Consider the following 24,480-nt stretch of genomic DNA (forward strand, 5'->3'; position numbering starts at 1 on the left):
GACCCTAAAATATGCCAATTGCGGTTAGTTTTTGATCAGCCAATCGTTTTCCTCAACATGTAGTAGATAACGATACCGGCAACCACAAGACCACCGCCAAAACGACGCAAAATATTGTCCGGGAGTTGGCTCATTGTCGCGATCATCCGGCGCCATGCGCGCGGATAGAGCATCGGGCCGAGGCCTTCCAGCACCAAAACCAGGGCCAGTGCGAGCCAGATCGTGGAGTTCATTTTTCATCCTTATAAAAGAAAACCACCGCTCCGTGAAGAGCGGTGGTTTGAATACTCAAACGAGCCTGAGTTTATCGCGTTGCGTTGGTCGGCGTCTTCATATAACGGAAGAAATCGCTGTCCGGGCTGAGCACCATCACATCCTGGTTGCTCTTGAAGCTATTCTCGTAAGCGCGAAGGCTACGGATGAAGGCATAGAAGTCTGGATCCTGGCTGAATGCATCAGCAAACAGTTTCGCCGCTTCGGCATCACCTTCACCGCGCAGGATACGACCCTGGCGCTCAGATTCCGCCAGCGTCTTGGTGACTTCATAGTCCGCTGCCGCGCGCAGTTTTTCCGCTTCTTCCTGACCCTGTGAACGGTGACGACGGGCTACCGCTTCACGCTCGGCGCGCATACGGTTGTAGATCGCCTCGGACACTTCCGCTGGCAGGTTGATCTGCTTGATGCGCACATCAACCACTTCGATGCCCAGCGCCGCCATACTGTTCGGGTTGATCACCGGCACTTTACCGTTGGTTTCAGCCTGAACACGTTCAGCCGCTTTGGCAATCGCATCGTCTGCCGCCGGGGTTTCAACTTCATCCTCGGTGCCCGCAGAGCCGGAGTTCAGCGCATCACGCACTTCCAGCGTCAGACGACCACGGGAGTCGGTCACAATGTCTTTCACATCCAGACGACCAATTTCAGAACGCAGACGGTCAGAGAACTTACGTTTCAGCAGCACTTCTGCCTGAGAAACGTCGCCACCCCCGGTTGCCAGGAAGTAGCGGCTGAAATCGCTAATGCGCCATTTGATATAGGAATCAACGATCAGGTCTTTCTTCTCTTTGGTCACGAAACGATCGGCCTGGTTATCCATGGTCTGGATACGCGCATCGAGCGTTTTCACTGACTGAATGAACGGGATCTTAAAGTGCAGACCCGGCTCATAAATCACCGGACGCTTGTCGCCATCACGCACGACGCTGCTGAACTGGAACTTGATCCCACGCTCGCCCTCTTTCACCACAAAGATGGAGGTGTAGAGCACGACCAGTACGATGATGATGATCGCAATAACTGACTTACGCATCCTTATTCCCCCTGACGCTGGTAGTCGTTACGCTGCGCGTTAGCACGGCGTTGGTCCATAATGTCACCATCGTTCGAAGAAGGCGTTGTGTTCGCGCTGGCGCTGCCAGACGAGGCCGGTGGCAGACGCAGCAGGTTGTTCGCACCGCTGTTGTCTTTTGCTGCCGGTGCAGAACCGCCTTTCAGCATCTGATCCAGCGGCAGGACCATCAGGTTTCCGCCTTTGTTGTCGTTAACCAGCACTTTACGCGTATGGCTCAGCACTTTTTCCATGGTCTCGATATAGAGACGCTCACGGGTAATTTCCGGCGCGGCTTTATATTCCGGCAGGATCTTCGCAAAGCGAGCCACTTCACCCTGTGCTTCCAGGATGGTCTGGGTCTTATACGCACGCGCTTCTTCCAGAATACGCTGCGCCTGACCGTTTGCACGCGGCTGAACTTCGTTGGTGTACGCTTCCGCTTCACGGATGTACTGCTGTTCGTTTTCACGCGCGGCAATCGCATCGTCAAACGCGGCTTTCACCTCTTCCGGCGGACGTGCAGCCTGGAAGTTGACGTCCAGCAGGGTGATACCCATGTTGTACGGACGGATGGTCTCTTCCAGCTCACGCTGGGTATCGCTACGAATAACGGTACGACCTTCGGTCAGGATACGGTCCATGGTGTATTTGCCGATCACGCCACGCAGGGCGCTGTCGGTTGCCTGACGCAGGCTGTCATCGGCGCTGGTCACGCTAAACAGATAACGTTCCGGATCGGTCACGCGGTACTGTACGTTCATCTCAACGCGCACCACGTTCTCGTCAGAGGTCAACATCACGCCAGAGGCGGCCAGTTCACGGACGGACTCCACGTTAACCGCGGTCACGTCATCAATGAAGGTTGGCTTCCAGTTCAGGCCCGGTTCAACCAGATGGCTGAACTTACCGAAACGGGTGACCACGCCGCGTTCTGCTTCTTTAATGGTGTAGAACCCGCTGGCTGCCCAGATGATTACCACCGCAGCGGCGACAATGCCCACCACGCGGCCACCCATTGGCGGGCGCGGACTCTGAGTGGAATTGCCACCCGAGCCAGAACCTTTTCCTCCGCCAAGGCCACCAAGCTTTTTGCTCAGTTTGCGGAAGATATCATCCAGATCCGGCGGCCCCTGCTCGCGACCACCTTTGTTGCCATTTCCCCCAGAGTTGCCGCCTTGATTATTGCTGCTTCCCCACGGGTCGCGGTCTTGTCCGTTATTACCGGGCTGATTCCACGCCATGTATATGCTCCATATTTGTTATGCAAGGGCGAATTTTTCAGGCTTCCCCTTTCTGATCAGACGATATAGTCCGCCAGCGCAGGTTCTTGTTTACAGAGGCGACGCCAGTCAACGATCGGCATACGCACCTGCATCCCCACGCTGCCGTCATCCTCCATCCACTCTTTTTCTATCGCCTGAAGCTGATAAAACCGGCTGCGCAGCCTGCCTTCCTGTGGCGGCAGTCGCAGCGTGTGCTGAGCTACCTCACCGGAAAGACGTTCTGTCAAAGCCTGGAAAAGCAGTGGCACACCAATCCCGGCCTGAGCAGACAGCCAGACCCGAATCGGTTTGTTCTCTTCGTCTCGGTCAATACGCGGTTCGAAATCGTCCAGCATATCGATCTTGTTCATCACCAACAGGGTGGGAATTTCGTGGGCGTCGATCTCTTCGAGCACCACGTTCACCGCGTCGATGTTCTCCTGCACGCGTACGTCAGCCGCATCAATCACATGCAGCAGCAGGGTCGCCTGACGCGTCTCCTGCAACGTCGCTTTAAACGCCGCGACCAGATCGTGCGGCAGATGGCGGATAAACCCTACGGTATCCGCCAGCACCGTTTCACCCACGTCTGCGACGTCAATACGGCGCAGGGTTGGGTCCAGGGTCGCAAACAGCTGGTCTGCGGCATACACCTGGGCCTCGGTTATCTGGTTAAACAGGGTGGATTTACCGGCGTTGGTATAACCCACCAGCGACACCGTTGGGATATCGGCTTTCGTTCGCGCCCGACGCCCCTGTTCGCGCTGTTTCTCTACACGTTCCAGACGTGAAAGGATCTGAGTTATACGCCCACGCAGCAAACGGCGGTCGGTTTCGAGCTGGGTTTCACCCGGGCCGCGCAAACCAATCCCGCCTTTTTGTCTTTCAAGGTGTGTCCAGCCACGCACCAGACGCGTCGCCAGATGGCGCAACTGCGCCAGCTCAACCTGCAACTTACCCTCGTGGGTACGCGCACGCTGAGCAAAAATATCTAAGATCAACCCCGTGCGATCGATTACACGGCATTCGCAGAGAGCTTCCAGGTTACGTTCCTGAGCCGGAGACAGCGCATGATCAAACAGCACAACGGATGCGCCGGTTGCTTTTACGGCATCCGCAATTTCAACTGCTTTACCTTCACCAACAAAGTACTTCGGGTGCGGCGCTTTACGGCTACCGGTAATCACCTGCATTGCTTCGACACCGGCGGAAGAGACCAGAGATTCAAACTCCTGGAGGTCTTCCATATCTTTGTCTTGCGAAAAATAGATGTGTACCAGCACCGCCTGCTCACCGGCGTCATAACGGTCAAACAAGCGTAAACCTCTCTAAAAAGATCAGCGGGGAACGCAGGATCCCTGGCTCCCCGTGTGGATAACAGCCCAAAACCTTATTCGGTTTCTTCGCTGTCCTGCGCTGGTGTTGAAGAACCCTGCGCGTTGCTGCCGTGATGGTAGTTACTGCCAGTGCCGCCGCCAGCGTTATTGCTGTGATGAGATACCGGACGGGACGGAACAACAGTAGAAATCGCGTGCTTATAGACCATCTGGCTGACCGTGTTTTTCAACAGGATCACGAACTGATCGAAAGACTCAATCTGACCTTGCAGCTTAATACCATTCACCAAATAAATAGAAACTGGAACACGCTCCCGACGCAATGCGTTCAGGAACGGATCTTGTAAAGATTGCCCCTTAGCCATTCTATCTTTTCCTTATATGCTTGTTTTGTACTTAGAACCTTGCGATTCTGAAAAATTGCGCACGATACGGCTTAATTGTACACATTCAGTCAGCGATATCACCAATAACCTCAATCACTTCGTTTAACGCCTGTTGTGGTTTTTCACTGTCTAACCAGTGAACCCCCTCCCAACTGCGTAACCAGGTGATCTGGCGCTTCGCTAACTGTCTCGTGGCGCAAACACCTCGATAAACCATTTCATCGTATGAAATCTCACCTTCAAGATACGACCACATCTGGCGGTATCCCACACAACGAATGGAAGGCATGTCCGTATGCAAATCTCCACGGGCAAAAAGCGCCCGCACTTCTGCTTCAAAATCTGAAGCCAACATCTGATGAAAACGCTGCTCAATTCGTTGATGGAGCAGTTCACGGCTCGCCGGGGCGATGGCGAACTGATGCACCTGATACGGCAGAGCGTCTCCTGACGTTTGCGTCAGTTCCGTTAAAGTTTTACCCGAAATGAAAAAAACTTCCAGTGCCCGGGAAAGCCTTTGCGGATCGTTTGGGTGGATCCGCGCTGCGGCAACCGGGTCAATCTCTTCCAGTTGCCTGTGCAAAGCGTCCCACCCCTGCTCTGCCGCCTGCCGCTCAATCTTCGCTCTCACTTCCGGATCGGCCGATGGCAGAGGCGATAACCCCTCCAGCAGCGCCTTAAAGTAGAGCATCGTGCCGCCAACTAACAGCGGTATGCGTCCCGCGGCGGTAATCTCGGCCATCTCGGCTAAGGCGTCGCGGCGAAAATCTGCCGCGGAGTAAGCCTGTGCCGGGTCGAGAATATCCAGTAAACGGTGCGGTGCCGCACGCAGTTCGTCTGCGTTGGGCTTCGCCGTGCCGATGTCCATCCCTCGGTAGATGAGGGCTGAATCAACGCTAATCAACTCTACTGGCAAAACTTTACGTAACTCAATGGCTAACGCCGTTTTACCGGAGGCCGTTGGCCCCATTAAAAAAATCGCCTTTGGCAGGCTCGCCTTACTTACATCAGTCATGTTTCAGGGCGGTCATCGCCGTTTGTAAATCAACAGGTTGTAACAAACCACCTGGAGGCGCTTTCACCAGCTGTGGACAGAGGCGCTCCACCTCCGCCAGAACGGTAATCGCCTGCGCCATACTCCACGGTGCATGCTCGCTGGCCAGATGGCGGGCGATCCACTGCGCGGTATCGGCGGCATCAAACGTCGTTTGCTGCGCCAGGTAGCCTATCAGTTCAGGAATCAAGTTTTGTAAATTTTGTTGGCGTAAGGGTAAAGGCACTGCGCGAATTGTCACATGCTGCGCGTCCAGTACGATTTCAATCCCCATTTCGGCCAGTTGCGTCTGTACGCGCCGCAAAACCCCTGTTTCTTCAGGGGATATTTTCAGGCGAACGGGGATCAACAGCGGCTGCGCGCAGGCGGCATTCACCCCCGGGGTTAACTGCGCCTGTTTGAGCCAGCGCTCCGCCACGGAAAGCGCCAGCAACAGCAGTTTACCTTCGCGTTCAAGCAACGCCATGTCGGGAGCAATAATGGTCAATACCCGACCAAAACTCTGGCTATGCCCATCCAGAGAGGGGGTTGAAACCGTGATGTGCTCTTTATGCTCCACCGCCGGCGTATCCAGCAGTTTGCGGTACAGCGCCCCCTGCTGTTTGTGGTAGCCCGGCTGAGCGTTGGGATAGTTGGCACCGGTTGGTCGCGGCGCGTTGCCCGCCGGGGATAAACGTGGAGCAGCCGGCTCGCGCGCTACCGCCGGTTCGGCAAAATGGTTACGCCCGGCCGCCACGCGGTTTTCCGGAAGTGGGCGCGGCGCGGGCTCTTCTTTTGCCAGCGGCAACTCTGGCTTTGCCTGCTGCTGCAATACAGCGGCAACGCCCTGGTAGATGAAATCATGCACCAGGCGCGACTGGTGGAAACGCACCTCGTGCTTGGCGGGGTGCACGTTAACGTCAACCTGGTGCGGGTCGATCTCCAGATAAAGCACAAAGGCGGGCTGTTGATCGGCGCCGAGCTTATCTTCGCAGGCCTGTCGAATAGCGTGGTTAATCAGGCGGTCGCGCATCATGCGGCCGTTGACGTAGCAATACTGGATTTCTGCGAACGCGGCGCTGCTGGCGTTCGGATCGGCAACCCAGCCGCGCAGGGCCAGATCGCCATGCTGCCACTCAATGGCCAGTGCTTTTTCCAGAAACGGTGTGCCGCAGATGGCGCCCAACCGACGCTCCTTTTGTCCACCCTCCGCCACTGCGCGGTACTGGCGCATCACCTTACCGTTATGGCTGAGGTTGAGGGTGACATCAAAGCGCGCCAGCGCGATGCGGCGGATGATCTCGTCGATATGTCCGAATTCGGTCTTCTCGGTTCGCATAAACTTGCGCCGGGCGGGCGTGTTATAGAAGAGATCCAGCACTTCAAGCGTGGTGCCTACCGGGTGCGCCGCAGGTTTAACCGTGACGTCCATATCACGCCCTTCGGCGTAGGCCTGCCAGGCTTCCTGCTGGTCGGCCGTGCGGGAGGTCAACGTTAAGCGGGAAACGGAGCTGATACTGGCCAGCGCTTCGCCGCGAAAACCCAGGCTGATAATCGCTTCCAGATCGTCAAGTGAGGCAATTTTACTGGTGGCATGACGCGCCAGCGCCAGCGCCAGCTCGTCCTTTTTGATGCCACAGCCGTTATCACGAATGCGGATAAGCTTTGCGCCCCCGCGTTCGATATCAATATCAATGCGGGTCGCCCCTGCATCGAGGCTGTTTTCAACCAGTTCCTTCACCACCGACGCAGGGCGTTCCACCACCTCACCGGCGGCGATTTGGTTCGCGAGCTGCGGCGGTAGAACCTGAATCGGCATGAACTCTCCTTAATTAGTCGCGGTCATCTCACCCGGCAGCGCGGCGCTTGCCGTCTGGGCGGCCCCGCCCTGCGGCGCAGACTGAAGCGGATGCGCGTCAAAGTATTTACGCAGACCGTTATAAATCGCTTCGGCAATTTGCTGCTGGTAGCTGTCGCTGCCCAACAGGCGCTCTTCGCCGTTGTTACTGATAAAGCCCGTCTCTACCAGAATCGACGGAATATCCGGCGAACGCAGGACACCGAGGCTTGCATGCTCAGGGCGACGCTTATGCAGCGATCCAATGCTTTGCAGCTGGCTCAGTACGTTAGTGGCGACATCATACCCGACGCGCTGAGAATGACCGAACTGTAAATCCAGCACCGCCTGGCTGAGATACGGATCGGCCTGGCTGTTTGCCAGCACATCGCCTGCCCCGCCTAACAGTTCAGACTGCTTCTCGTGCTCTTCAAGCCAGTTCGCCATTTCACTGTTGGCGCGACGGTTCGACAGCACCCATACCGACGCGCCGGTGGCGTTACGGTTCGGCGCAGCATCCGCGTGAATCGACACCAGGAAGTTGGCGTTTTGCTTACGCGCCACATCCGAGCGTCCCATCACTGAAATAAAGTAATCTCCGTCGCGGGTCATGACCCCTTTAAACATCGGATCGTCATTCAGAAGCGCACGCAGCTTACGGGCAATGGCGATAGTGACGTTTTTCTCCCGCGTGCCGCCCGGGCCAATCGCGCCAGGATCTTGCCCGCCGTGTCCGGCGTCGATGGCGATAATCACTTTGTCGCCACTGACCGGCGTTCGCCGCGCGCTGACCGCCGGACGCGTCACCGTATTGCTGCTGGTCACGGCGGTAAGTCGGTCATTTTGTGATTTAAACGGATTACGGGCTGGCTCAGACGGCCTTGGGGTATAAACCGGCGCCTCCACGCGTTTTGCTACAACAGGTGCAGGCGGTGGCGGCGGAACATCAGCATTAATGGTAAAGACCACCGTATAATTGGCGCCGTTTTGCTGCTTAACCGCCTTCGTCTTGCCCTTTTCGGTGAGATCGACCACCAGACGCAGAGACTGCGCATCCTTCGGCGTCCCCGAACGGATACTTTTCACCAGATTGTTGCCGCTGAACTGGAGCGGCAGCCCCTGGATCACCCCGGTCTGTTTAATATCGAGCGCCACGCTGCGGCTGTCGATTTGTGAGAAAGCATATTCAGGATCGCCCATAAAGCTGAACGTAATACGGGCCTGGCTATCGCCATTCGACACCTGAATATCCGAGAGGCTGGCCGCCCCGGCCTGCGCGCACAGCAGGACCGTGGCAGCCAGCACCCAACCTTTAACGCGATTAATCATCCCGTTATCCCTACGCTCAACCGGCTAAACGCGCCAGTAAGGAACAGCCTGATGAGGAAACCGCACTGATGCGCGCCTCACGCCCTTGTGCCTGGTAATCTAAGTGAATTTCGACATCCGGGTCAGGCAGCACACCCGCACCTTGTTGCGGCCACTCCACCAGGCAGATGGCGTCGTTGGCAAAGTAATCGCGGATCCCCATAAATTCCAGCTCCTCAGGATCCGCAAGACGATATAAATCAAAGTGGTACACCATGATATTTTCAAGCGTGTACGGTTCTACCAGCGTATAGGTCGGGCTTTTTACGTTCCCGTTATGGCCTAACGCCTGCAAAAAGCCACGGCTGAAGGTTGTTTTACCCGCGCCTAAATCACCATACAGATAAATGACGGTCGCCCCCTGACAGGCCTGCGCCACGCGCTTGCCGAGATCTAAAGTGGCTTGTTCATCAGGTAAAGGAATCGCTCGATTAGTCATTTTCTACGTCAATCACATCCGGGTTAACAACACGCCGCAGCGTGCAAAAAAGATCGGTGGCCAGCATACCGCGCGTTCCGTAACAAGCAGCCAGCCTGTCAGCCGCCGCACCGTGGGCCACGCAGCCGGCACAGGCTGCATCATAAAGGGGAAGTTTCTGTCCGAGCAATGCGCCAATGATGCCAGAGAGCACATCGCCCATGCCGCCGCTCGCCATGCCTGCATTACCGGCATCAACGATGCCCATCGCACCATCGCTGGCGATAACGGTCCCCGCCCCTTTCAAAACGGCAACACCTCCGTAACGTTTTACCAGACGTTGGGCTGAAAGTAAGCGATCGCTTTCAATTTCTGCCACGCTACAGTTAAGCAGCCGTGCGGCTTCGCCGGGGTGCGGCGTCAGAATGCGATTGTGACGCTTATCCGGGTTTATTGCCAGAAGGTTAAGCGCGTCGGCATCCCAGAGCATCGGTTTACGAAAATTCTCGGCCTTTTGCAGGGCCTGTTTACCCCACTCCTGCTGACCCAGACCCGGACCAATGACCACCACGTCCGCCCACTCAAGACCCTCTTCAATCGCCTGCGGGGTAAGCTCGTGGACCATCAGCTCCGGCCGCGCGGTAATAATGGGCGGGATGTTTTCGCTGCGGGTCAGCACGCGTATTAATCCGGCGCCGCTGCGCAACGCGGCCTCTCCGGTCATACGAATCGCACCTGCCGTGCCGCGATCGCCGCCGATAATCAGCAGTCGGCCATGGTCGCCCTTATGGGACGTGGGACGGCGCGGCGGCAGCCACTGTGCAAGCAGGGAGGCATCAAAGCGGGTGATGTGGGTATCCTGTCCGGCCAGCCAGTTTTCCAGCCCCAGGGCGTTGTGGTGTAACGTGCCCACGACATCCCGCGCTTTACCGGTAAGCAAACCCGGCTTCAGGGCGATAAAGGTCACGGTGCGCGCCGCCTCAATCGACACGCCCGGCGTCACGCCGGTTTGCGCCATCAGGCCGGAGGGAATATCCAGCGCTACCACCGGGGCGGGGTGCGCATTAGCGCGCGTAATCAGCGCGGCGACGTCATCGCGAGGCGCGCGCATCAGTCCCGTCCCCAGCAGACCGTCAACAATCACGTCGACATCCTCGGGCCAGACGATATCAGGCGCATGAATAATGCCCCCCGCATTCAGCCAGGCCTCTCTCGCCATGCCCGCTTCTTCCGGTAACGGCTTGTCGCTCTCCAGCGCCAGCAGGGTGACGCGCAGCCCCGCCGCCACCGCAAGACGAGCCACCACATAACCATCGCCACCGTTATTGCCGTGCCCGCACAGGATCAGATAGTGCGAAGCCTCCGGATAAGCCGTACGCGCCACGTTAAACGCCGCCTCGCCCGCGCGCTGCATCAGTTCGTAAAGGGTAATGCCCAGGCTATCTGCGGCCTCTTTCTCGGCCCGACGGAGGTCATCCGCATGCCAGATGGAATGTGGTATACTTGCGGGGTTTTTCTTCACAGTATGGTCCGTCATGTCACAGCCCCTCGATCTCAATGAATTAGCGCAAAAAATAAAACAGTGGGGTGCTGAACTGGGCTTCCAGAAGGTCGGTATTACTGACACCGACCTCTCTGCCAGCGAGCCTAAGCTCCAGGCATGGCTGGATAAACAATACCACGGCGAGATGGAGTGGATGGCGCGTCACGGTATGATGCGTGCCCGCCCCCACGAGCTGTTGCCGGGTACGCTGCGCGTTATTAGCGTACGCATGAACTATCTGCCTGCTAACGCGGCCTTTGCGCGCACGCTAAAAAATCCTTCGCTGGGTTACGTCAGCCGATACGCTCTGGGACGTGACTACCATAAACTTCTGCGCAACCGTCTAAAAAAGCTCGGGGAAACCATTCAGCAGCACTGTGTTTCGCTGAATTTTAGACCCTTTGTCGATTCTGCGCCTATTCTTGAGCGCCCGATCGCTGAAAAAGCCGGGCTCGGCTGGACAGGTAAGCACTCACTTATCTTAAGCCGCGACGCGGGCTCATTCTTTTTCCTGGGTGAACTGCTGATTGATTTACCCCTGCCGGTAGACGGTCCGGTGGAAGAAGGCTGTGGTCGCTGTGTGGCCTGTATGACCATCTGCCCAACGGGCGCTATTGTCGAACCGTATACCGTTGATGCGCGCCGCTGTATCTCTTATCTCACTATCGAGCTGGAAGGCGCCATTCCAGAGGAATTTCGTCCGCTTATCGGCAACCGCATCTACGGCTGTGATGACTGTCAGCTGATTTGTCCGTGGAACCGTTATTCACAGTTGACGGACGAAGAAGACTTCAGTCCGCGCAAGACGTTACATGCCCCGCAGTTGATCGAACTGTTCGCCTGGAGCGAAGCCTGGTTCCTGAAGGTGACGGAAGGTTCCGCCATACGTCGTATCGGCCACCTGCGCTGGCTGCGTAATGTGGCCGTTGCGCTGGGGAATGCCCCGTGGGATGAAGCAAATCTTCAGGCGCTCGAAAGCCGTAGAGGTGAGCACCCACTTCTTGATGAGCACATAGAATGGGCGATTGCGCAGCAAATTGAGAAGCGAAATGCGGGTGTGGTTGAAGTGCAGTTACCGAAGAAACAGCGCCTGGTCAGGGTGATTGAAAAAGGGCTGTCGCGGGATGTGTGATATATTCACAGGCTGTGAATAAAAATAAGAATTCAGGCGCCATCAGCTCTGGCAAACAGGTCAAGTGATCTCAATAACATTTTGAAATCAAATTTTCTTCATAAATTACAGGGAATTACGAAGATATTATTCACCCTGCTAACATTTCGTACAGACTGGTTTTAACACGGTTTCTGTGGATAACTCTGTTCACAAGAGTATTTCAGACATAATAGAAAACGTCCCCAACGAAGCACTTCGCTGTGGATAATCTGGAGATGAAGAAGAATTTGGAGCGGGAAACGAGACTCGAACTCGCGACCCCGACCTTGGCAAGGTCGTGCTCTACCAACTGAGCTATTCCCGCTTGGGTGTTCTGGTGCTATGCGTATCTTGCGATACTTTCAAATTTTGGAGCGGGAAACGAGACTCGAACTCGCGACCCCGACCTTGGCAAGGTCGTGCTCTACCAACTGAGCTATTCCCGCTTGGGTGTTCTGGTGCTGGCGTATCTTGCGATACTTTTCAAATTTTGGAGCGGGAAACGAGACTCGAACTCGCGACCCCGACCTTGGCAAGGTCGTGCTCTACCAACTGAGCTATTCCCGCAAATCTGTACTGCTTTTGTTGCTGTCGTAACGTGTAATTCTCTGTCGTTACGGGAGGCGCATTATACGAGAAATCCGTTTAGCTGCAACCCCCCTCAAAGCGATTTTTTTGAAATTCAGTTCAAGTGCTTATTTAATCGGCAAGCTGAACAATTTAGCGACAAAAACCCGGCCACGCAAGGCGCCGGATCGCAAAATCAGAGCTTAATAAAGTTTTCGCGATAGTACGCCAGCTCCGCAACAGACTCACGGATGTCGTCCATCGCCTGGTGCGTCCCCTGCTTTGTGAAGCCGCCGAGAATTTCCGGTTTCCATCGGCGGGCCAGCTCTTTCAGGGTGCTCACATCCAGATAGCGGTAGTGGAAGTAGGACTCCAGCTCCGGCATGTACTTAAACAGGAAACGACGATCCTGACCAATGCTGTTGCCACAGATAGGCGATTTTCCTGCCGGCACCCACTGCTTCAGAAATTCAAGCGTCGCCAGCTCCGCTTCGCGGTCGCCCAGGGCGCTGGCCTTCACGCGTTCCACCAGCCCGCTGCCGGTATGGGTACGCACGTTCCACTCATCCATCAGCGCAAGCTGGTCATCGGACTGGTGCACGGCAATCGTTGGGCCTTCCGCCAGAATATTGAGATTGGCATCGGTGACCAGTGTGGCGATCTCAATAATGCGATCGCGCTCGGGATCCAGGCCGGTCATCTCCAGATCGATCCAAATCAGGTTGTTTTCGTCCGCGCTCATGTTATTTTCCACCCTTCTCGCATAACCGGCAGTAGCAGGTTAACTAGTATTAATTAGAGTGTATCATAGAGGTTTTGCCCGCTACGGGCGACCAGGAGCCAGCGCGATTGAGTAAAAATAAACTCTCCAAAGGGCAGCAGCGCCGCGTGAATGCAAATCACCAGCGCCGTCTTAAAACCACTACGGAGAAGCCCGATTACGACGACAACCTGTTTGGCGAAGCGACAGAAGGCGTTGTGATTAGCCGCTTCGGCATGCACGCCGATGTCGAATCCGCCGACGGGGATATCCACCGTTGCAATATCCGTCGCACCATCCGTTCCCTGGTGACCGGTGACCGCGTGGTCTGGCGTCCAGGCAAAGAGGCGGCGGAAGGGGTAACGGTTAAAGGTATCGTTGAAGCCGTGCATGAACGCACGTCGGTTCTGACCCGTCCGGATTTCTACGACGGCGTGAAGCCTATTGCCGCCAACATCAACCAGATAGTGATCGTTTCAGCGATTTTGCCTGAGCTTTCGCTCAATATTATTGACCGTTATCTGGTGGCCTGCGAAACGCTACAGGTTGAGCCGCTCATCGTGCTGAATAAAATCGATCTGCTGGATGACGAGGCCATGACCTTTGTAAATGAGCAGATGGATATTTACCGCAACATTGGCTATCGCGTGTTGATGGTTTCCAGCCGCACCAAAGATGGCCTGAAGCCGTTAGAAGATGCGCTGACCGACCGCATCAGCATCTTTGCGGGGCAGTCCGGCGTAGGTAAATCGAGCCTGCTTAACAACCTGCTCGGCCTTCAGCAGGAGATCCTGACCAACGATGTGTCTGACGTCTCGGGCCTGGGTCAGCACACCACCACCGCCTCACGTCTCTATCACTTCCCGCACGGCGGCGATGTGATTGACTCCCCGGGCGTGCGTGAATTTGGTCTCTGGCACCTCGAGCCGGAACAAATCTTTAACGGATTTGTCGAATTCCATGACTATTTAGGCGCTTGCAAATACCGCGACTGTAAACATGACAACGATCCGGGCTGCGCTATCCGCGAAGCGGTAGAGAATGGAGAAATTGCGGAAACCCGTTTCGAAAATTACCACCGTATTCTCGAAAGCATGGACCAGGTAAAAACGCGTAAAAACTTTTCTGATTCTGATAACTGACAACTAAGCTAAGCGTCGCTAAAATCGTCCCCTTTTTTCAGGTTCCGGCAGCGTAATGCCGGATCAGGAACGACAAAACAATGGCCTGGAGGCTACCTTGTTAAACTCATTTAAACTTTCGCTTCAATACATTCTGCCGAAACTGTGGCTCACTCGCCTGGCGGGCTGGGGCGCGAGCAAACGAGCGGGCTGGCTGACCAAACTGGTCATCGACCTGTTCGTGAAATACTACAAGGTCGACATGAAAGAAGCGCAGAAGCCGGATACGGCAAGCTACCGCACCTTCAACGAATTTTTTGTGCGTCCGCTGCGCGACGAAGTGCGCCCGCTGAATACCGACCCGAACGTGCTGGTGATGCCAGCGGACGGCGTGATCAGCCAGCTGGGTAAAATTGAAGACGACAAAATTTTGCAGGCGAAAGGCCATAACTACAGCCTGGAAGCGCTGCTGGCCGGTAACTACATAATGGCCGATCTGTTCCGTAACGGGACTTTCGCGACCACCTATCTCTCCCCACGCGACTACCACCGCGTGCATATGCCGTGTAATGGTATTCTGCGCGAGATGATCTACGTGCCGGGGGATCTGTTCTCCGTAAACCACCTGACGGCGCAAAACGTTCCTAACCTGTTTGCCCGTAACGAGCGCGTCATCTGCCTGTTTGATACTGAATTTGGCCCAATGGCGCAGATTCTGGTGGGTGCTACCATTGTAGGCAGCATCGAAACCGTCTGGGCGGGCACCATTACGCCGCCGCGCGAAGGCGTGATCAAGCGCTGGACCTGGCCTGCCGGCGAAGAAGAAGGTTCTGTGGCCCTGCTGAAAGGTCAGGAAATGGGCCGCTTCAAGCTGGGCTCAACGGTCATCAACCTGTTCGCACCGGGCAAAGTTAACCTGGTCGACGAGCTGGAAAGCCTGTCCGTGACCAAACTCGGCCAGCCTCTGGCAGTATCGACGGAGGTCTTTGTGGCGCCAGAGGTTGCGCCTGCCCCGTTGACGGAAGAAGAGATCAAAGCCGAGCACGACGCCAGCCCGCTGGTTGACGACAAAAAAGACGAAGGCTAACAACAGAAGGATCGCTGACGTGCGCCCGATTATCGTATTACTGATGGCCTGGTGCCTCAGCATGGGGGCGTACGCAGCGACGGCCCCCGACGCCAAACAGATAACCCAGGAGCTGGAGCAGGCAAAAGCGGCGAAACCCGCTCAGCCGGAGACCGTTGAGTCACTCCAGTCTGCACTGAACGCGCTTGAGGAACGAAAGGGTTCCCTTGAGCGCGCGCAGCAGTATCAGCAGGTTATCGACAACTTCCCCAAACTCTCTCAGACCCTGCGCTCGCAGCTAAACAACCTGCGCGATGAACCACGCCAGGTCCCCGCGGGGATGACGTCCGAGGCGCTGAATCAGGAGATCCTGCAAGTCAGCAGCCAACTGCTGGAAAAAAGCCGGCTGGCGCAGCAGGAGCAGGAACGGGCGCGTGAAATTGCCGATTCCCTCAGTCAGCTTCCACAGCAGCAAACCGATGCCCGCCGTCAGTTAAATGAGGTGGAACGCCGCATCGGGACGCAGACAGGCAGCACACCGCAGAATCAGGCGCAAAATCTTGGGTTGCAGGCGGAATCCGCCAGACTAAAAGCGCTGGTTGATGAACTGGAGCTGGCGCAGCTTTCCGCTAACAACCGCCAGGAGCTGTCGCGGATGCGTTCCGAGCTGGCGCAGAAGCAGAGCCAGCAGCTGGATGCGTATCTCCAGGCGCTGAGAAATCAACTCAACAGCCAGCGTCAGCGTGAAGCTGAACGTGCGCTGGAAAGCACCGAGTTACTGGCCGAAAACAGTGCTAACCTGCCCGACAGCATCGTCGCCCAGTTTAAGGTTAACCGCGAGCTTTCTGCCGCGCTGAATCAGCAGGCGCAGCGCATGGATTTGGTGGCCTCGCAGCAGCGTCAGGCCACCAATCAAACCCTCCAGGTTCGTCAGGCGCTCAACACGCTGCGTGAACAGTCCCAGTGGCTTGGCTCGTCTAACCTGTTGGGCGAAGCGTTACGCGCCCAAGTGGCTCGTCTGCCAGAGATGCCAAAACCGCAGCAGCTTGATACGGAGATGGCGCAGCTGCGCGTTCAGCGTCTTCATTATGAGGATCTCCTCAACAAGCAGCCGCAAATCCGCCAGATCCGTCAGGCTGACGGACAGCCGCTCACCGGCGAGCAAAGTCGTATTCTGGAAGCGCAGCTGCGCACCCAACGCGAACTGCTCAATTCCCTGTTGCAGGGAGGCGATACGCTGATCCTTGAGCTGACTAAGCTGAAAGTCTCGAATAGCCAGCTGGAGGATGCGCTGAAAGAGGTCAACGAAGCCACGCACCGTTACCTTTTCTGGACGTCCGACGTGCGGCCGATGACCTTCGCCTGGCCGATTGAGATTGTGCAGGATCTGCGCCGCCTCATTTCATTGGACACCTTCAGCCAGCTGGGCCTCGCCAGCGTAATGATGATAACCAGCAAGGAGACCATCTTCCCGCTGCTGGGGGCGCTGATTCTGGTGGGCTTCAGTATTTATTCCCGTCGTCACTTTACCCGTTTCCTTGAGCGCTCCAGCGCCCGAGTGGGAAAAGTAACCCAGGATCACTTCTGGCTGACGTTGCGTACGGTGTTCTGGTCAATTCTGGTCGCGTCTCCGCTGCCGGTGCTGTGGATGACGCTCGGATACGGCCTGCGTGAAGCCTGGCCCTACCCGCTTGCCGTCGCGATTGGCGATGGCGTGACCGCCACCGTTCCGCTGCTGTGGGTGGTGATGATTTGCGCCACGTTTGCGCGGCCAAATGGTCTGTTCATCGCTCACTTTGGCTGGCCGCGTAATCGCGTTGCGCGGGCGATGCGTTACTACCTGATGAGTATCGGGCTGATTGTGCCGCTGATTATGGCGTTGATCATGTTCGATAATCTCAATGACCGGGAGTTCTCCGGCTCGCTGGGACGGCTGTGCTTTATGCTGATCTGCGGGGCGTTAGCGGTAGTGACGCTCAGCCTGAAACGCGCCGGGATCCCGCTCTATCTCGACAAGACCGGCAGTGGCGATAACATGTTTAACCGTCTGCTGTGGAACCTGCTGCTCAGCGCGCCGCTGGCGGCGATGCTGGCGGCAGCGGTCGGTTATCTCGCCACGTCGCAGGCGCTGCTCGCCCGACTGGAAACGTCGGTGGCTATCTGGTTCCTGCTGCTGGTGGTCTACCATGTTATTCGCCGCGGCATGCTGATCCAGCGTCGTCGTCTGGCGTTTGACCGTGCCAAACACCGTCGCGCAGAAATTCTGGCCCAGCGCGCGCGGGGTGAAGAAGAGCCGAACCACGTCAACAGCACCGAAGGGACCACAGACGCCGATGACGTCGAACTGGATCTGGATGCGATCAGTACCCAGTCCCTGCGGCTGGTACGCTCAATTCTGATGCTGGTTGCCCTGCTGTCGGTGATCTTCCTGTGGTCGGAAATCCACTCCGCGTTTGGCTTCCTGGAGAACATCTCTTTATGGGATGTGACGTCCACGGTGCAGGGGGTCGAAAGTCTGGAGCCCATCACCTTAGGGGCCGTGCTGATTGCGATTCTGGTGCTGATCATCACCACGCAGCTGATCCGTAACTTCCCTGCCCTGCTGGAGCTGGCGCTGTTGCAGCATCTGGATTTAACCCCCGGCACAGGCTATGCGATCACCACCATCACCAAGTATTTAATCATGCTGTTTGGTGGGCTGGTTGGCTTCTCGATGATTGGTATCGAATGGTCAAAACTGCAATGGCTGGTTGCCGCCCTGACCGTAGGCCTGGGTTTTGGTTTACAGGAGATTTTTGCCAACTTCGTCTCTGGTCTGATCATTCTGTTTGAAAAGCCGATTCGAATTGGCGATACGGTGACCATCCGCGATCTCACCGGCAGCGTCACCAGGATCAACACCCGCGCCACCACCATCAGCGACTGGGACCGTAAAGAGATCATCGTCCCGAACAAGGCGTTTATCACCGAGCAGTTTATCAACTGGTCGCTGTCCGACTCCGTCACGCGTGTGGTGCTGACCGTACCCGCTCCGTCGGATGCCAACAGCGAAGAGGTGACGCAGATCCTCTATACGGCTGCTGAACGCTGTTCGCTGGTAATCGACAACCCGCCGCCGGAAGTGTTCCTGGTTGATTTGCAGCAGGGGATCCAGATTTTCGAGCTGCGTATCTACGCCGCCGAGATGGGACACCGTATGCCGCTGCGCCATGAGATCCACCAGTTGATTCTGGCTGGCTTCCGCGAGCACGGTATTGATATGCCGTTCCCACCGTTCCAGATGCGTCTGGAAACGCTGGACGGACGTAAGACGGGAAGAACGTTGACATCAGCGGCGCGTACGCGCCCGGCGGGAAGTTTGTAATCCTTTCCCCCTCCCCGTCGGGAGGGGGTCAATCCTTTACGCCACTTCTGCTACACAGGCCGTCGAGCGACGACGGTAATGCTCATAAATCCCCATTGCCAGCAGCGAGAAGAAGATCGGTCCGCCAACCATCCACAGCGTGCTGTTCCAGTCATTTGCCTCAACCACGGGCTGAATGACGGTAAAGATGTTGGCGAACGCGACGACCAGCACCACAACAGTGGTCGCCAGCAGCGTCGCCGCGCGGGTTTTGAAGATCACAAACGGCCGCTCCAGATCCCGCTTCGCCTTAAAGAACGGGAACGCCAGGGTCAGGAACAGATACGGAAGCGTCATCGATACGTTCGCCATCAGGGTCAGCTTGTTATAGAACGCCGACGCGGTATCACCGCCAAAAGACACCAGCAGAATGAACACGCACACCAGCAGGCACTGCATCCACATCGCGTTGGCAGGCATACCGGCAGCGTTCAGCTGCGTCAAACGTGCGGGCCACAGCGCCTTTGGCGTCCCCTGAATAATCGCTTTCAGCGGCGAGTAGATCAGCGTGAAGAACGCGCCAGTATAGGCGAGGAACATCGACAAACCGGTAATCCGCGCAAACCAGATCCCCAGGGTGGCCGACGTTTCCGGCGCGAGATCCATGGCGTTGCCCAGCGTCATCCCCAGGCTTTTCATCAGCACGTAGGTAATGTTGCCGAGGTTGGTGGTGTTATTGCTCAACACCTGCTGCCAGTTGGTGCTGACGCCCCAGAGGAAAATCGCCAGTGAGTAGCCAATGGAAATGACGATGGCGGCAAAGATAATACCTTTGGCGAAGTTCTTTTCCGGATTTTCGGTTTTGTCGACCAGCCCGCCCACGGCTTCAATTCCACCGTAAGCAAAGATGGCAAACACCACAAAGGAGAGCATGGCCAGCCCGGACTGGTAACCCGGATTAGGCGATGAAACGAAGTTGACTTCCTGTGCGAAATGCCCGCCGTTCAGGCACAGAATGGCGATGCTGACCAGCAGCAGCACCAGGTTCAGGCACATCACGGAAATACCGCCAACGGCAGTGATACGGGCAATTTTGTTGATGCCTTTCGAGGCCACCAGGGTGACCACCACCATCCAGCACACTGCCAGAATACCGACCACCTGCGTGGAGCTCAGCCCCGCCAGAGACCAGACCTGCGTTTTATCCGCACCGAAGAGAAACGTTGAGAACGGCACCCAAACCTTGGCCGCCGTGCTGACCATCCAGACGACGTAGGATGAAAACCACATGAACGTACCGATAAATGCGTAACGCGGACCGACGCTGTTGTTCATCCACGAATAGATGCCGCCCTCTTCTTTCCGGTACGCCGAGCCCATCTCCGCCATCATCAGCGCAAACGGGATAAAGAAGAACAGAGCGGAAACGATATAAAACGGCGTCGCGCTGTAGCCCATCAGATAAAACGCGGACGGGCTATTGGCAAAGCCAAAGACTGACGTAAAAATCATCAGAATGAGCCCGGTAAGGGTCATTTTTTTGAGTGAGTGAGACATATAACCATCCGAAACGGAATTAAACTGCGCGGATGGTAGCAGATGACCAGACAAACAATGTGGCTATCCGAGTCAAATTAAGAAAAAGACCCGTATAGAGAGAAATGAGCAGTTTTTAATGTGGCAGAGTTAAATGATCGAGTAGGCCGGGTAAGCGCAGCGCCACCCGGCATTTTTTCAGGCGCGATCGACCGTAAAGGCAATCACATCGCCCAGGTGCTCGGCACCCAGCGCCAGCATGACCAGACGATCCACACCCAGCGCCACGCCGGAGCAGTCCGGCAGACCGGCTTTAAGCGCTTCCAGCAGATGAGTATCAATCGGCTGCTGCGGCAGACCGCGCGCGTTGCGCTTGCGGTTATCCTGCTCGAAACGCTGCTGCTGTTCGCGCGCGTCGGTCAGCTCGTGGAAACCGTTCGCCAGCTCGATGCCTTTGAAATACACCTCAAAACGCTCCGCCACGCGGTGATCTTCGGTGCTGATCTGCGCCAGTGAGGCCTGGCTGGCCGGGAAGTGATAGACAAACGTCGGACGATCTTTGCCAATCTGCGGTTCAACACCAAAGGTGAACAGCAGTTGCAGCAGCGTGTCGCGATCCTCTTCGTTATCCGCCACGTTGCTCAGATCCAGTTTTGCCGCCACTTCACGCAGCTGTGTTTTATCAGCCGACAGCGGATCGATTTCCAGATGGCGCTGGAAGGCCTGCTGATAGGAGAGCGTTTCAGCTTCCGCGCAATCCAGCACCTGTTGCAGCAGATCGTCAACTTCGTTCATCAGACGATACATGTCGTAGTGCGGGCGGTACCACTCCAGCATGGTGAATTCCGGATTATGGTGTCGGCCCATCTCTTCATTACGGAAGCTACGGCACAGCTGATAGACCGGACCACACCCGGCCGCCAGCAGACGCTTCATATGGTATTCCGGGCTGGTCATCAGATACAGATTCATGCCCTGAGAGTGGCCTGGGCCAACAAAACGGGTTTCAAACGGGACCAGATGAATATCCGTGACCGTCGCCTGACTCATGCACGGCGTTTCCACCTCCAGGACGCCGCGATCGGCAAAGAAACGGCGGATCTCCGCCATAATTGCTGCGCGCTTTAGCAGGTTTGGAATGGATGCGCTCGGCTGCCAGGTGGCCGTTTCGCTCATGAGTTATTTCTCCGTTTTCAGACAAGGGCACGAAGTCTACTCGTAAGCCGGGGCAGAGACAAATTTTGCACAGTAAAAGTCCTTTTTCATTGCACAGAGAAATACTGTGACGCCATTCATTAATCACGATGATAAATCACCGCACAGAACAGCAAAAAAATCGAACACGTCAAATTTCCCTCACTTCTACGCGGTTATACTGTTTTACCCATAAAGGAGCAGTGGAATCGCTTCCGCAATCGCCCGTTCGGGCAGGTGAACGTCCTTTAGTTCATCCCGTTGCGGGAAAACAAAAATCTGGAGGAATGTCGTGCAAACTTTTCAAGCCGATCTTGCCGTAATAGGCGCTGGCGGGGCTGGATTACGCGCTGCAATTGCTGCGGCACAAGCCAATCCGAACGCTAAAATCGCATTGATTTCAAAAGTCTATCCGATGCGCAGCCACACGGTAGCCGCAGAAGGAGGATCCGCCGCCGTCGCGCAGGATCATGACAGCTTCGAATACCATTTCCACGACACGGTTGCAGGGGGCGACTGGCTTTGCGAACAGGATGTCGTTGATTACTTCGTGCACCATTGCCCAACGGAAATGACCCAGCTGGAACAGTGGGGATGCCCGTGGAGCCGCCGTCCGGACGGGAGCGTCAACGTCCGCCGCTTCGGTGGCATGAAGATCGAACGCACCTGGTTTGCCGCCGATAAGACCGGCTTCCACATGCTGCACACCCTGTTCCAGACCTCCCTCCAGTTCCCACAAATCCAGCGCTTTGACGAACATTTCGTTCTCGACATTCTGGTCGACGACGGTCATGCGCGCGGACTGGTGGCGATGAACATGATGGAAGGCACGCTTGTCCAGATCCGCGCTAAGGCGGTGGTGATGGCAACGGGCGGTGCGGGTCGCGTATACCGCTACAACACCAACGGCGGCATCGTCACCGGTGACGGTATGGGCATGGCACTCAGCCACGGCGTCCCGCTGCGTGATATGGAGTTCGTCCAGTATCACCCAACCGGCCTGCCGGGCTCCGGCATACTGATGACGGAAGGCTGCCGCGGTGAAGGCGGTATTCTGGTCAACAAAAACGGCTATCGCTATTTGCAGGATTACGGCATGGGTCCGGAAACCCCGCTTGGCGAGCCGAAAAACAAATACATGGAACTCGGCCCACGCGACAAAGTTTCTCAGGCTTTCTGGCACGAGTGGCGCAAAGGCAACACCATCTCAACGCCGCGCGGCGACGTGGTGCATCTCGACCTGCGTCATCTCGGCGAGAAGAAACTGCTGGAGCGTCTGCCGTTTATCTGCGAGCTGGCGAAAGCCTATGTGGGCGTCGATCCGGTGAAAGAGCCGATCCCGGTGCGTCCAACCGCGCACTACACCATGGGCGGTATCGAAACCGACCAGCAGTGCGAAACCCGCATCGAAGGGCTGTTTGCGGTGGGCGAGTGTTCCTCCGTCGGTCTGCACGGCGCAAACCGTCTGGGCTCGAACTCGCTGGCTGAGCTGGTGGTCTTTGGTCGCATGGCGGGCGAACGTGCGATGGAGCGTGCCGCAACGGCAGGTGAAGCTAACAGCGCGGCGCTGGATGCGCAGGTTGCAGACGTCGAAAAACGCCTGAAAGACCTGGTGAACCAGGAAGGTAACGAAAACTGGTCGAAGATCCGCGACGAAATGGGGCTGTCGATGGAAGAAGGCTGCGGGATCTACCGTACGCCAGAGCTGATGCAGAAAACCGTCGACAAGCTGGCTGAGTTGCAGGAGCGCTTCAAACGCGTGCGCATCACCGACACCTCCAGCGTCTTCAATACCGATCTGCTTTATACCATTGAACTGGGCCACGGCCTGAACGTCGCAGAATGTATGGCCCATTCCGCCCTGGCGCGTAAAGAGTCCCGCGGCGCGCACCAGCGCCTGGATGAGGGCTGCACCGAACGTGACGACGTCAATTTCCTTAAACACACTCTCGCCTGGCGCGATGCGGATGGCACTACGCGACTGGACTACAGCGACGTGAAAATCACCACGCTGCCACCGGCGAAACGCGTGTACGGTGCAGAAGCAGAAGCCGCCGATAAGAAGGAGAAGGCGAATGGCTGAGATGCAAAAACTGAAAATTGAAGTGGTGCGCTACAATCCGGAAGTGGACGCCGCGCCGCACAGCGCTTTCTATGAAGTCCCTTACGACGAGCAAACCTCCCTGCTGGATGCGCTCGGCTATATCAAAGATAACCTGGCCCCAGACCTGAGCTACCGCTGGTCCTGCCGCATGGCAATTTGCGGCTCCTGCGGCATGATGGTCAACAAGGTGCCAAAGCTGGCGTGTAAAACCTTCCTGCGTGATTACACCAAAGGTATCAAGGTTGAAGCGCTGGGCAACTTCCCGATTGAGCGCGATCTGGTGGTCGACATGACCCACTTTATCGAAAGCCTCGAAGCGATTAAGCCGTACATCATCGGCAACCCGCGCACGCCGGATCAGGGGCCAAACACCCAGACGCCCGCGCAGATGGCGAAATACCATCAGTTCTCCGGCTGCATCAACTGCGGCCTGTGCTACGCCGCCTGTCCGCAGTTTGGCCTGAACCCTGAGTTTATCGGCCCGGCCGCCATTACCCTGGCGCACCGTTATAACGAAGACAGCCGGGACCACGGCAAAAAAGAACGTATGGCCCAGTTGAACAGCCAGAACGGGGTCTGGACCTGCACGTTTGTCGGTTACTGCTCCGAAGTCTGTCCGAAGCATGTCGACCCGGCCGCCGCCATTCAGCAGGGAAAGGTGGAAAGCTCGAAAGACTTTCTTATCGCTACCCTGAAACCACGCTAAGGAGTGCATGATGACGACTAAACGCAAAGCCTACATGCGACCAATGCCGTCCACCTGGTGGAAAAAACTGCCGTTTTATCGCTTCTATATGCTGCGTGAAGGCACGGCTGTTCCCGCGGTCTGGTTCAGCCTCGAACTGCTGTACGGGGTTTATGCCCTCAAGCACGGCCCGGAAGCCTGGGCCAGTTTTGTGGGCTTCCTGCAAAACCCAATCATCGTTGTGCTGAACCTGATTGTGCTCGCCGCCGCGCTGCTTCATACCAAAACCTGGTTTGAACTGGCGCCAAAAGCAGCGAACATCATTGTAAAAGGCGAAAAAATGGGGCCAGAGCCGGTCATTAAAGGGCTCTGGGCAGTGACGGCAGTTGTCTCTGTGGTCATTCTGTTTGTCGCACTGTTCTGGTAAGGAGACTACT

20 protein-coding genes and 3 tRNA genes are annotated in these 24,480 nt (G+C 56.4%); 7 read left to right on the forward strand and 16 right to left on the reverse strand.

Going from position 1 to position 24,480, the window contains the following annotated elements:
* Nucleotides 1–35: 35 nt before the first annotated feature.
* The 10 genes from ACOTX5_RS20235 to nnr all read right to left on the reverse strand — a co-directional run bounded on the left by ACOTX5_RS20235 (nucleotide 36) and on the right by nnr (nucleotide 10,508).
* The gene (locus tag ACOTX5_RS20235; RefSeq protein ID WP_003855996.1) at nucleotides 36–233 is read right to left on the reverse strand and encodes a DUF2065 domain-containing protein; all 198 of its coding nucleotides are present in this window, start codon (nucleotides 231–233) and stop codon (nucleotides 36–38) included.
* A 71-nt stretch (nucleotides 234–304) separates the two neighbouring features.
* Nucleotides 305–1,309: a protease modulator HflC gene (hflC, locus tag ACOTX5_RS20240; protein WP_003855994.1), complete on the reverse strand. Its 1,005-nt coding sequence runs from the start codon at nucleotides 1,307–1,309 to the stop codon at nucleotides 305–307.
* A gap of 2 nt (nucleotides 1,310–1,311) precedes the next feature.
* Nucleotides 1,312–2,571 (reverse strand): FtsH protease activity modulator HflK, encoded by a 1,260-nt coding sequence (hflK, locus tag ACOTX5_RS20245; protein ID WP_003855992.1) that lies wholly within the window; start codon nucleotides 2,569–2,571, stop codon nucleotides 1,312–1,314.
* Nucleotides 2,572–2,627: 56 nt separating this feature from the next.
* Nucleotides 2,628–3,908, reverse strand: coding sequence for a ribosome rescue GTPase HflX (hflX, locus tag ACOTX5_RS20250; RefSeq protein WP_003855991.1), 1,281 nt, complete (start codon nucleotides 3,906–3,908; stop codon nucleotides 2,628–2,630).
* Between the two features lie 74 nt (nucleotides 3,909–3,982).
* A complete protein-coding gene (gene hfq / locus ACOTX5_RS20255; RefSeq protein WP_003855990.1) occupies nucleotides 3,983–4,294 on the reverse strand; it encodes an RNA chaperone Hfq in 312 nt (103 codons plus the stop codon).
* A gap of 85 nt (nucleotides 4,295–4,379) precedes the next feature.
* Nucleotides 4,380–5,330: a tRNA (adenosine(37)-N6)-dimethylallyltransferase MiaA gene (gene miaA, locus ACOTX5_RS20260; protein ID WP_017694676.1), complete on the reverse strand. Its 951-nt coding sequence runs from the start codon at nucleotides 5,328–5,330 to the stop codon at nucleotides 4,380–4,382.
* Nucleotides 5,323–7,167 (reverse strand): DNA mismatch repair endonuclease MutL, encoded by a 1,845-nt coding sequence (gene mutL / locus ACOTX5_RS20265; RefSeq protein WP_045357335.1) that lies wholly within the window; start codon nucleotides 7,165–7,167, stop codon nucleotides 5,323–5,325. The genes miaA and mutL overlap by 8 nt, the downstream gene beginning before the upstream one ends.
* 9 nt (nucleotides 7,168–7,176) lie before the next feature.
* Complete coding sequence (amiB, locus tag ACOTX5_RS20270) at nucleotides 7,177–8,514, reverse strand: N-acetylmuramoyl-L-alanine amidase AmiB (protein ID WP_015572465.1); 1,338 nt, start codon at nucleotides 8,512–8,514, stop codon at nucleotides 7,177–7,179.
* Nucleotides 8,515–8,530: 16 nt separating this feature from the next.
* Nucleotides 8,531–8,992 (reverse strand): tRNA (adenosine(37)-N6)-threonylcarbamoyltransferase complex ATPase subunit type 1 TsaE, encoded by a 462-nt coding sequence (gene tsaE, locus ACOTX5_RS20275; protein ID WP_003855970.1) that lies wholly within the window; start codon nucleotides 8,990–8,992, stop codon nucleotides 8,531–8,533.
* Nucleotides 8,985–10,508, reverse strand: a complete 1,524-nt coding sequence (gene nnr, locus ACOTX5_RS20280) for a bifunctional ADP-dependent NAD(P)H-hydrate dehydratase/NAD(P)H-hydrate epimerase (protein WP_045350213.1) — start codon at nucleotides 10,506–10,508, stop codon at nucleotides 8,985–8,987. The genes tsaE and nnr overlap by 8 nt, the downstream gene beginning before the upstream one ends.
* Between nnr and queG the strand changes: the two genes are divergently transcribed.
* The gene (queG, locus tag ACOTX5_RS20285) at nucleotides 10,507–11,646 is read left to right on the forward strand and encodes a tRNA epoxyqueuosine(34) reductase QueG (RefSeq protein ID WP_045911351.1); all 1,140 of its coding nucleotides are present in this window, start codon (nucleotides 10,507–10,509) and stop codon (nucleotides 11,644–11,646) included. The two genes, nnr and queG, sit on opposite strands and share 2 nt — an antisense overlap.
* 270 nt (nucleotides 11,647–11,916) lie before the next feature.
* Here the strand turns inward: queG and ACOTX5_RS20290 are convergent.
* The 4 genes from ACOTX5_RS20290 to orn form a co-directional block, all read right to left on the reverse strand.
* Nucleotides 11,917–11,992 (reverse strand) — tRNA-Gly (locus tag ACOTX5_RS20290).
* A gap of 45 nt (nucleotides 11,993–12,037) precedes the next feature.
* A tRNA-Gly gene (locus ACOTX5_RS20295) sits at nucleotides 12,038–12,113 on the reverse strand.
* A gap of 45 nt (nucleotides 12,114–12,158) precedes the next feature.
* A tRNA-Gly gene (locus ACOTX5_RS20300) sits at nucleotides 12,159–12,234 on the reverse strand.
* A 196-nt stretch (nucleotides 12,235–12,430) separates the two neighbouring features.
* Entirely contained in the window at nucleotides 12,431–12,976 is a 546-nt protein-coding gene (orn, locus tag ACOTX5_RS20305) for an oligoribonuclease (protein ID WP_045911892.1), read from the reverse strand.
* A 107-nt stretch (nucleotides 12,977–13,083) separates the two neighbouring features.
* Here orn and rsgA point away from each other — a divergent pair, with 107 nt between their 5' ends.
* The 3 genes from rsgA (at nucleotide 13,084) to mscM (ending at nucleotide 18,545) form a co-directional block, all read left to right on the forward strand.
* Complete coding sequence (gene rsgA / locus ACOTX5_RS20310) at nucleotides 13,084–14,136, forward strand: small ribosomal subunit biogenesis GTPase RsgA (RefSeq protein WP_045911893.1); 1,053 nt, start codon at nucleotides 13,084–13,086, stop codon at nucleotides 14,134–14,136.
* A gap of 97 nt (nucleotides 14,137–14,233) precedes the next feature.
* Entirely contained in the window at nucleotides 14,234–15,202 is a 969-nt protein-coding gene (asd, locus tag ACOTX5_RS20315; RefSeq protein WP_045911899.1) for an archaetidylserine decarboxylase, read from the forward strand.
* A gap of 19 nt (nucleotides 15,203–15,221) precedes the next feature.
* Nucleotides 15,222–18,545, forward strand: coding sequence for a miniconductance mechanosensitive channel MscM (gene mscM / locus ACOTX5_RS20320; protein ID WP_017383961.1), 3,324 nt, complete (start codon nucleotides 15,222–15,224; stop codon nucleotides 18,543–18,545).
* 36 nt (nucleotides 18,546–18,581) lie between these two features.
* Here mscM and yjeM read toward each other — a convergent pair whose 3' ends face one another.
* Together yjeM and epmA are read right to left on the reverse strand one after the other, a co-directional pair.
* A complete protein-coding gene (gene yjeM / locus ACOTX5_RS20325; RefSeq protein ID WP_045911894.1) occupies nucleotides 18,582–20,081 on the reverse strand; it encodes a glutamate/gamma-aminobutyrate family transporter YjeM in 1,500 nt (499 codons plus the stop codon).
* Between the two features lie 177 nt (nucleotides 20,082–20,258).
* Nucleotides 20,259–21,236 (reverse strand): elongation factor P--(R)-beta-lysine ligase, encoded by a 978-nt coding sequence (epmA, locus tag ACOTX5_RS20330; protein WP_015572459.1) that lies wholly within the window; start codon nucleotides 21,234–21,236, stop codon nucleotides 20,259–20,261.
* A gap of 310 nt (nucleotides 21,237–21,546) precedes the next feature.
* On the opposite strand from epmA, the gene frdA reads away from it, so the two are divergent.
* The 3 genes from frdA to frdC are packed head-to-tail and all read left to right on the forward strand — an operon-like array spanning nucleotide 21,547 to nucleotide 24,470.
* Nucleotides 21,547–23,337 (forward strand): fumarate reductase (quinol) flavoprotein subunit, encoded by a 1,791-nt coding sequence (gene frdA / locus ACOTX5_RS20335; protein WP_032652278.1) that lies wholly within the window; start codon nucleotides 21,547–21,549, stop codon nucleotides 23,335–23,337.
* Complete coding sequence (gene frdB / locus ACOTX5_RS20340) at nucleotides 23,330–24,064, forward strand: fumarate reductase iron-sulfur protein (RefSeq protein ID WP_006810403.1); 735 nt, start codon at nucleotides 23,330–23,332, stop codon at nucleotides 24,062–24,064. The genes frdA and frdB overlap by 8 nt, the downstream gene beginning before the upstream one ends.
* 10 nt (nucleotides 24,065–24,074) lie before the next feature.
* Entirely contained in the window at nucleotides 24,075–24,470 is a 396-nt protein-coding gene (frdC, locus tag ACOTX5_RS20345) for a fumarate reductase subunit FrdC (protein WP_045911895.1), read from the forward strand.
* The last annotated feature ends 10 nt before the right edge of the window (nucleotides 24,471–24,480 follow it).

This window comes from Enterobacter cloacae complex sp. IR5441 (assembly GCF_049238215.1).
Classification (GTDB): domain Bacteria; phylum Pseudomonadota; class Gammaproteobacteria; order Enterobacterales; family Enterobacteriaceae; genus Enterobacter; species Enterobacter hormaechei_C.

Bases quoted from the DNA above. Each gene is read 5' to 3' on its own strand.
- miaA (WP_017694676.1), bottom strand. From the start codon at position 5,330: ATGACTGATGTAAGTAAGGCGAGCCTGCCAAAGGCGATTTTTTTAATG.
- tsaE (WP_003855970.1), bottom strand. From the start codon at position 8,992: ATGACTAATCGAGCGATTCCTTTACCTGATGAACAAGCCACTTTAGAT.
- mutL (WP_045357335.1), bottom strand. From the start codon at position 7,167: ATGCCGATTCAGGTTCTACCGCCGCAGCTCGCGAACCAAATCGCCGCC.
- frdC (WP_045911895.1), top strand. From the start codon at position 24,075: ATGACGACTAAACGCAAAGCCTACATGCGACCAATGCCGTCCACCTGG.
- amiB (WP_015572465.1), bottom strand. From the start codon at position 8,514: ATGATTAATCGCGTTAAAGGTTGGGTGCTGGCTGCCACGGTCCTGCTG.
- ACOTX5_RS20235 (WP_003855996.1), bottom strand. From the start codon at position 233: ATGAACTCCACGATCTGGCTCGCACTGGCCCTGGTTTTGGTGCTGGAA.
- epmA (WP_015572459.1), bottom strand. From the start codon at position 21,236: ATGAGCGAAACGGCCACCTGGCAGCCGAGCGCATCCATTCCAAACCTG.
- hfq (WP_003855990.1), bottom strand. From the start codon at position 4,294: ATGGCTAAGGGGCAATCTTTACAAGATCCGTTCCTGAACGCATTGCGT.
- frdB (WP_006810403.1), top strand. From the start codon at position 23,330: ATGGCTGAGATGCAAAAACTGAAAATTGAAGTGGTGCGCTACAATCCG.
- hflC (WP_003855994.1), bottom strand. From the start codon at position 1,309: ATGCGTAAGTCAGTTATTGCGATCATCATCATCGTACTGGTCGTGCTC.
- hflK (WP_003855992.1), bottom strand. From the start codon at position 2,571: ATGGCGTGGAATCAGCCCGGTAATAACGGACAAGACCGCGACCCGTGG.
- nnr (WP_045350213.1), bottom strand. From the start codon at position 10,508: ATGACGGACCATACTGTGAAGAAAAACCCCGCAAGTATACCACATTCC.
- orn (WP_045911892.1), bottom strand. From the start codon at position 12,976: ATGAGCGCGGACGAAAACAACCTGATTTGGATCGATCTGGAGATGACC.
- queG (WP_045911351.1), top strand. From the start codon at position 10,507: ATGTCACAGCCCCTCGATCTCAATGAATTAGCGCAAAAAATAAAACAG.
- yjeM (WP_045911894.1), bottom strand. From the start codon at position 20,081: ATGTCTCACTCACTCAAAAAAATGACCCTTACCGGGCTCATTCTGATG.